The sequence below is a fragment of the Polaromonas sp. P1_E1_2 genome (assembly GCF_056406035.1).
On record NZ_JBFUAZ010000176.1, the window covers coordinates 1 to 7,104 of the forward strand.

Consider the following 7,104-nt stretch of genomic DNA (forward strand, 5'->3'; position numbering starts at 1 on the left):
TAACGTGCCGCCGGCGCCAGACACAGAGCGCTGGTACCTTGAGGTTCCCGACCCGTCCATCGACCGGGCTTCGCTGTATACCCCGGACGGTGTCGGCCGGTGGAACGAGCAGCGCGCCGGCGACCTGGTGGCGGTAGACAAGTGGCCAGTGCCGCACCGCCATCCCCTGCTGCCCATCGCGCTGTCGGCCGAGGTACCCACCCATTACCTTTTACGCCTGGAGAACGGCCATGCGTTCAGCCGCACCGCCATCCCCTGCTGCCCATCGCGCTGTCGGCCGAGGTACCCACCCATTACCTTTTACGCCTGGAGAACGGCCATGCGTTCAGCGCGCCGCTGCAGTTCATCAGCGAGGGGCACCTGAGCCACTCAGAGCAGCGTGTTTCCCTGATCCTGGGCATCTTCTTCGGGCTGACGGGGCTGGCGGCGCTGATCTCGGCGCTGGGCGCTATTTCACTGCGCGACACCGCGTACGGTTACTACGCCCTCTGCGTGACCCTGATGGGCCTGACGCAGGCGACCGTCACCGGCATCGCGGGGCTGCACCTGTGGCCGGCGTGGCCGGGGTGGAACGACATTTCGACATCCGTGCTGCCCATGCTGGCGGTGTCGGCCACCCTGCTGTTCATTTCCGCGGTGGTGGCCCTGCCCGAACGCTCATTGCGCCTGCACTGGCTGATGGCGGGCCAGGCCGCGCTGGGCGTGCTGGCGGCTGTGGTGCTGGCGCTGGTTCCATCTGCATCGCGCATGGGCCTGTTCATCCCCATCGTGCTGCTGCTGGAATTCAGCAGCGTGCTGGTCATGGGTTGGGCCTGGCGCCGCGGCGACCGGTTTGCGCCCTGGCTGATGCTGGCGTATGTGCCGGTGCTGGCCGCCGCTGGATGGACCATGGCCCGCAATGCCGAGCTGGTGCCCATCGGCTTTCTGACGCAGCACGGCATGCAACTGGGTGTGGCGCTGCATCTGCCCATCGCCATGCTGGTATTGATGCTGCGCAGCCAGCACCGGCGCGAAAACATCCGCCGCATCCAGGGCCTGGACCGGGTGGATCCGGCCACGGGTCTCATCAACGGCCACGTGTTTGCCGAGCGCCTGATCCGCATGATTGCGCGTTCCGAACGGCTGCGCCACCAAAGCGCGGTGATGATCATCGACCTGGTCAACTCCGAGCAGATCCAGCGCGATTTCGGGCGCAAGGCCGCCGAAGAATTGCCGCTGCATGTGGCCGAACGCCTTTTGTCCACCGCACGCGAGATCGACAGCGCAGCGCGGCTGTCGGAGCGGCGCTTCGGCATGCTGGTCGAAGGCCCCTTCAATGCCGAGGACGCCGGCACGCTCGGGCCGCGCATCGTGGCGCGCTGCCTCATGCCCTACAAAGGCCTGCACGTGGACTGCGTCGCACAGGTGCATGTCGCGTACGCCCTGGTGCCCTACCAGGGCTCGAATGCCCAGGCCCTGCTGACCCAGCTTGAAGAGCGCCTGGCAGCCGCCCCGGCCGACAGCAAGCGGGCGGTGTTCATGCTCGGGGACGTGCCGCCGGCACGGCCGGCAAGGCGCGACCGTCCCAGTCCAGCCTGAGCACCGCCTGGCACCAGTGCTGGTGCCAGGCTCAGGCTTTGTCTTTAGCGTCTTTGTCCGCCTTCGCCAGGYTTCCTGGTGATGCCGGCGCGCCCGCGCCGGCCTTTCCGGCTTTCGACAGGGCCCGCGGGTGCGCCGCGTCATACACCTTGGCCAGGTGCTGGAAATCCAGCCGGGTGTAGACCTGCGTGGTCGTGATGTTTGCATGGCCCAGTAACTCCTGGACCGCACGCAAATCACCGCTCGACTGCAGCACATGGCTGGCAAAAGAGTGACGCAGCATGTGCGGGTGCACCGGCGTTGCCAGCCCCGCCTTCAGCGAGCGCTGCTTCAGCCGCACCCGGATGTGCTGTGGCGTCAGTCGGGTGCCGCGCTGGTTGATAAAAAGCGCATGGTCTTCACGCGCCCAGCTGGCCCGGGCGGCAAGCCACTGCTGCAGTGATTGCAGCGCAGCCCGACCGACCGGCACGCTGCGCCTTTTGGACCCCTTGCCCAGCACATAAGCTTCGGCTGCATCCGTGTCGATCCAGCCGCGCGCCTGCGCACTGGCCTTCACATCCAGCCCCACCAGCTCGCCGATACGCAGCCCGCAGCCATACAGCAGTTCGGTGATGCATTGGTCGCGCAGCTCCAGCTGCGGGTCGCCATCCGAAGCGTCGGCCTGGTAGCCCGCGAGCTGCACGGCTTCGTCCACACTCAGGGCTTTGGGCAAGGGCTTGGCGGCTTTGGGCGCCCGCACGTCCTGCACGGGGTTGCCGCTGATCAGGCCTTCGCGGCCCAGCCAGGTGTAAAAGCCGCGCCAGCCTGAAAGGATGAGCGCAATGCCTCGGCCGCTGCGCCCCGCACCATGCATTTGCGCCACCCAGCGCCGCATGTGCACGTTTTGCACCGCCACCAGCGCCACCCTGGCCTGGTGTGCATTGGCTTCGAGCTTTTGCAGGTCGAGCGCGTAGAGCTCCACGGTGCGCTGGGCCAGGCGCTTTTCCACACGCACATGTTCCAGGTAACGCTCGACCAGCGGATCGGACGGCGGCAACACTGGCTGCCCGCCGCCGAATTCAGAGGTCGAAGGCGGCGTTTGCATCATGGCCGTGGTGCATGGCCCCGGTGCCTATTCGGCAGTGACCGGCTGGGGCCGCAGCCGCGTCAGCGCCGCGCCGGCCAGTTCGCCCAGGCGCTCCAGGAAATCCGTGCCCATACCGCTGTGAAAACGTTCCGGGTCGGGTGAAGCCAGCACAAGCAGGCCCGAGACCTCCGCGCCCGCTGCGGCGCGCAGCGGTATCAGCGCGATCGACAAGGCCACCGCGGGCTCGGGCAGCCAGTTGACCGCTTCGAAGCCCGAATTGACGCCGCAGTAAGGTGCGCTCAATGAAGAGGCAAAGGTTTTGGCGTCCTCGCTCACATCGGTCGCAAAACTCTCATCCGAAAAAATCCCGTTCACATCCCAGACCTTGATGGCGGCCTGTGGGATCAGGAATTCGCCGGTGATGCCTTCGACAATGGCGCCCGGCAGGTCGCGCGCCTGCGTCGCCTGCAGCAGCTTGCGTGTCCAGCGCTGCATCTTGTCGGCAATGGCCACGTTGTCCTGCCCGTGGCGGATCATGTCGACCATCCGCGTTTCCAGACCCTTGATCTTTTCTCGCAGCATGAGCGCCTGGCGTTCCTGCAGGCTGACGGCACGGTTGCCGTGTCCGCTGGACAGTTGCACCGAAGCCAGCAGTTCGGCGTGGCGCTCGAAGAAGTCGGGCGTGTTGGCCAGGAAGTTGGCGATGTCGTCTTCGGTGATGGGGTGTTCGGTTGGATTCATCCGGGCATTGTAGGGAAATGAGCCGGAAATGGGCCCCCACGGTCGTTCACTTCGTGTAACTTCCTGCCCCCCGAGGGGGCCGCCCGCCTGYGGCCCGGCAAAGCCGAAAAATAGCACACCCCTATCGGGCTCACTGCGTGTAGCCCTTTTCCCCTTGCAGGGGACGGTGCCTGCGGCCCGGCAAAGCCGGTTCCACGGCACCCCTGGCTTGAAGAGGCCGACGGGCGTAACTAACGAGGCATTCCACCAGCGGGGGCCGAGGGTCCGGCTTTGCCGGCCCCAGGCGCCGCCCCTGGAAGGGGGTGAACTTAGATCCCGTCCGGGATTTCGATTTCGGACTTAAACACCGTCGTAGCCGGCCCGGTCATCATGACGGGTGCATCCAGCTGGCCCGGCCATTCGATGGTGAGCTGGCCGCCCCGCGTCATCACGTCCACCCGCGCATCCAGCAGGCCCCAGCGTATGCCCGCCACCACCGCCGCGCAGGCGCCCGTGCCGCAGGCCAGCGTCTCGCCCGCGCCGCGCTCAAAGACCCGCAGGCGGATCTGGCTGCGCGAAACCACCTGCATGAAGCCAGCGTTCACACGACGCGGAAAGCGCACGTGGTTTTCAATCAGCGGGCCGGTTTGCAACACCGGCGCAGCGTCCACGTCGTCCACCAGTTGCACCGCATGCGGGTTGCCCATCGACAACGCCGCTATCAAAAGAGGAGCTGCTTGCGCTGACCCATCAAGGGCCAGCGGCCATTTTTGCCATGAACCTTGGGTCACAGGCGTGAGGCCCGACGTGTCAAAAGGAATTCGCACCGGATCAAACACCGGCGCGCCCATGTCGACCGTGACACGCCCGTCAGCCTGCATGCGCGGCTCGATGATGCCGCTCAGGGTCTTGACCCTCACGACGTCCTTTGTCGTCAGCCCCTGCTCGCGCACAAAGCGCACAAAGCAGCGCGCGCCGTTGCCGCACTGCTCAACTTCGCCGCCGTCGGCGTTGTGGATCACGTACTCGAAGTCGATGCCTTCGCCAGCATCCTTGGGCGGCGGCCGCACCGAGAGAATCTGGTCGGCGCCCACGCCGAAGTGGCGATCGGCCAGGAAGCGGTATTGCGCGGTGGAGAGGCCCAGCGGGGCGCGGGTTTCGTCGAGCATGACAAAGTCATTGCCCGCGCCCTGCATTTTGGTGAATCGGATTCGCATGGGGGAATTATCTGCGGTGCGAAGGCGGCACTTAAAGAGGTGAATCGGCCATTTCGCATCCACCGGCCGTTGTTTTGAAGGAATTCGGGGCGATACGCATGGTTTGCCACGGTTTTGCAGGGCAGAAAAATACGCCAAAACCCGCCGTCAACGCCCGCGCAGCCCCGAAGCCATAATTTGCAGATGCCACGTCCTTCCCAACTGCTCCATCCTTCGCGCGAACCCGCGCCTGTACGCCCGGCGGCCACCGTGCTGTTGCTGCGCGACACCCCGCACGGCGTCGAAGTCCTGATGACGCGGCGATCCACGAGCGCCAGTTTCGCCCCGGGGGCCTATGTCTTTCCCGGCGGCGGCATCGACGCGGCGGATGCCGCGGCGCATGCACAGTCCACCCGGCGGGCCACGCAAAGCGATCTGCATCTGACCCAGGCCATCGCGGCCATCCGCGAAAGCTTTGAAGAACTCGGCGTGCTGCTGGCGCGCCACGCGGATGGCAGCCATGCGACGACGGCCGACATCGCTTCGCTGGACCGCAAGGCGCCCTTTGCCGCGCAATGCTGCGAGCGCGGCCTCACGCTGGCGGGCGACGAGGTGTTTGTGCTGGCGCACTGGGTCACAGACCGCGACCTGCCGCGGCGTTTTGACGTGCCCTTCCTGGTCGCGCGCATGCCCGAGGGCCAGAGCCCGGTGGCCGACGAGGCAGAGCAGTTTGAGCCGGTCTGGGTGCTGCCGGCCGAGGCGCTGGCGCGGCACGCGGCGGGAGGATTTTTCATCATCTTCCCCACCATACGCACACTGGAAAGGCTGCAGCACTACCCCGACGTCGCTTCGGTGCTGGCGGCCTGCGCGTCCGAAGTCCCGCTCTGGACCTCCTGCCCGCGTGCCGGGCTGCTGGCCGGCAGGGAGGCGCGCTACATGGAACACGAAGCGCCCTATGGTGAGCTGGCGCTGACCTGCCCGGACGGGCAGATCGTGCACGCACTCGACTGGCAGACATCACAGCCTGTGGCGCTGCTCCACAACGTGATGCGCCTGACGGCGCCCAACCCCGGCGTGATGACCGGACCGGGCACCAACAGCTACCTGGTCGGCGACCCTGGCAGCGGCTACATCGCCATCGACCCTGGCCCGGCTGATCACGAGCACCTGCAGCGCCTCTGGCGGGCGGCCGGCGGCGACATCCGCATGATTGTGTGCACCCACTCGCACCCCGACCATTCACCCGGCGCCAAACCGCTGCAGGCCATGTGCAGCGTTGCACCGCCGATTCTGGGCCTGCCTTCGGCACCCACCGCGCGCGCCGCCAGCGCCTTCTCGCCGGATCGGCCGCTATCAAATCAGGAGCTGCTTGCGCTCACCAGCAAAGGGCCGGAAGGCGAAATCACCCATACCCTGAAGGTGCTGCACACGCCCGGCCATGCCGCCAACCATGTGTGCCTGGTGCTGGTGGAAGACGGCCTGCTGTTCAGCGGCGACCACATCCTCAACGGCAGCACCACGGTCATTGACCCGCCCGACGGCGACATGAGTGCCTACCTGGATTCCCTGGATGCGCTGAGCGCGGCCTGCGACGAACACCAGATCGGGTTCATTGCCCCGGCGCATGGCTACGTACTGGCGGACGCAAAGAATGCGATTGCCCGGCTCAAGGCGCATCGCCTGCAACGCGAAGCCAAGATCATGCGCGTGATGCAGGCCCACCCGGAAGGCACGATCGACGACTGGGTCGCAGGCGCCTACGACGATGTGGACCCGCGTATCTGGCCAGTGGCCAAACGCTCGCTGCTGGCGCACGTGGACCGCGTGCGTGAGCTGGGCCTTGTCCTTTAGCACTTTCTGAACAGGCGTTGGACATCGCTATTGATTTGCAAGCCACCACCGAGTACCCGCACTACTGTGGCGTGAAAGTTGCTAAACCTTGGACCGTACGTAAGGGTATATACCGGCGTTAAGGCCATGAACAGTCACCAAGGCTACTGAAAGGGGCTGTTTGACCCCAGGGCTGCGGTTTATACTTTTTGTTCGTATGCCGGAGGCCGTGCCTGACCGCATGGCTTGACGGGCATCACCATCATTTCAACCTTTTTTGAGGGACTTCATGTCTTCCTACTCCATTTCAACGCGACGTTTCCTGCAAACCGCCAGCACCCTGGTCGCCGGTATCGTTCTGGCCGCCTGCAGCAAGACCGAGCCGCCGGCACCCGCAGCCAGTGCACCCGCTCCTGCCGCCTCGGCACCCGCACCTGCGGCCAAGGTGTACGTCGTCGGCACGGACGCCGCGTATGTACCTTTTGAGTCCCAGAACGACAAAGGCGAGATCGTCGGTTTCGACATCGAAGTCGTCAAGGCCGTGGCGCAGAAAGCCGGCATCGAAGTCAAGTTCCTGAATACGCCATGGGAAGGCATCTTCAACTCCCTGAACCAGGGCGACCGCGACCTGCTGGTCTCGGCCATCACGATCACGGCCGAGCGCAAGCAGACCATGGATTTTTCGTCGCCTTACTTTGACGCGCAGCAACTGAT

The 7,104-nt window shown here is 65.5% G+C and carries 7 protein-coding genes; 4 read left to right on the plus strand and 3 right to left on the minus strand.

Features of this window, described 5'->3' with window-relative positions; genetic code table 11:
- The first annotated feature begins 4 nt into the window (after window positions 1-4).
- Together AC1D1P_RS10385 and AC1D1P_RS10390 are read left to right on the plus strand one after the other, a co-directional pair.
- Complete coding sequence (locus AC1D1P_RS10385; RefSeq protein WP_477672918.1) at window positions 5-364, plus strand: 7TMR-DISMED2 domain-containing protein; 360 nt, start codon at window positions 5-7, stop codon at window positions 362-364.
- Window positions 365-441: 77 nt separating this feature from the next.
- Window positions 442-1,578, plus strand: a complete 1,137-nt coding sequence (locus tag AC1D1P_RS10390; protein ID WP_477672919.1) for a 7TM diverse intracellular signaling domain-containing protein — start codon at window positions 442-444, stop codon at window positions 1,576-1,578.
- 31 nt (window positions 1,579-1,609) lie between these two features.
- On the opposite strand, the gene AC1D1P_RS10395 is transcribed toward AC1D1P_RS10390, so the two are convergent.
- The 3 genes from AC1D1P_RS10395 to dapF all read right to left on the minus strand — a co-directional run bounded on the left by AC1D1P_RS10395 (window position 1,610) and on the right by dapF (window position 4,581).
- A complete protein-coding gene (locus AC1D1P_RS10395) occupies window positions 1,610-2,665 on the minus strand; it encodes a tyrosine recombinase XerC (protein WP_477672915.1) in 1,056 nt (351 codons plus the stop codon).
- Between the two features lie 24 nt (window positions 2,666-2,689).
- On the minus strand, window positions 2,690-3,385 hold the full coding sequence (locus tag AC1D1P_RS10400) for a DUF484 family protein (protein WP_457281114.1): 696 nt from the start codon (window positions 3,383-3,385) through the stop codon (window positions 2,690-2,692).
- Window positions 3,386-3,693: 308 nt separating this feature from the next.
- Window positions 3,694-4,581 carry a diaminopimelate epimerase gene (dapF, locus tag AC1D1P_RS10405; protein ID WP_477668414.1) on the minus strand — a complete coding sequence of 296 codons (888 nt, stop codon included), beginning with the start codon at window positions 4,579-4,581 and terminating at the stop codon, window positions 3,694-3,696.
- Between the two features lie 183 nt (window positions 4,582-4,764).
- Between dapF and AC1D1P_RS10410 the strand changes: the two genes are divergently transcribed.
- Together AC1D1P_RS10410 and AC1D1P_RS10415 are read left to right on the plus strand one after the other, a co-directional pair.
- Window positions 4,765-6,411 (plus strand): MBL fold metallo-hydrolase, encoded by a 1,647-nt coding sequence (locus tag AC1D1P_RS10410; RefSeq protein WP_477672916.1) that lies wholly within the window; start codon window positions 4,765-4,767, stop codon window positions 6,409-6,411.
- Between the two features lie 268 nt (window positions 6,412-6,679).
- A partial coding sequence (locus tag AC1D1P_RS10415) for a transporter substrate-binding domain-containing protein (protein WP_477672917.1) occupies window positions 6,680-7,104 on the plus strand: 425 nt, incomplete at its 3' end.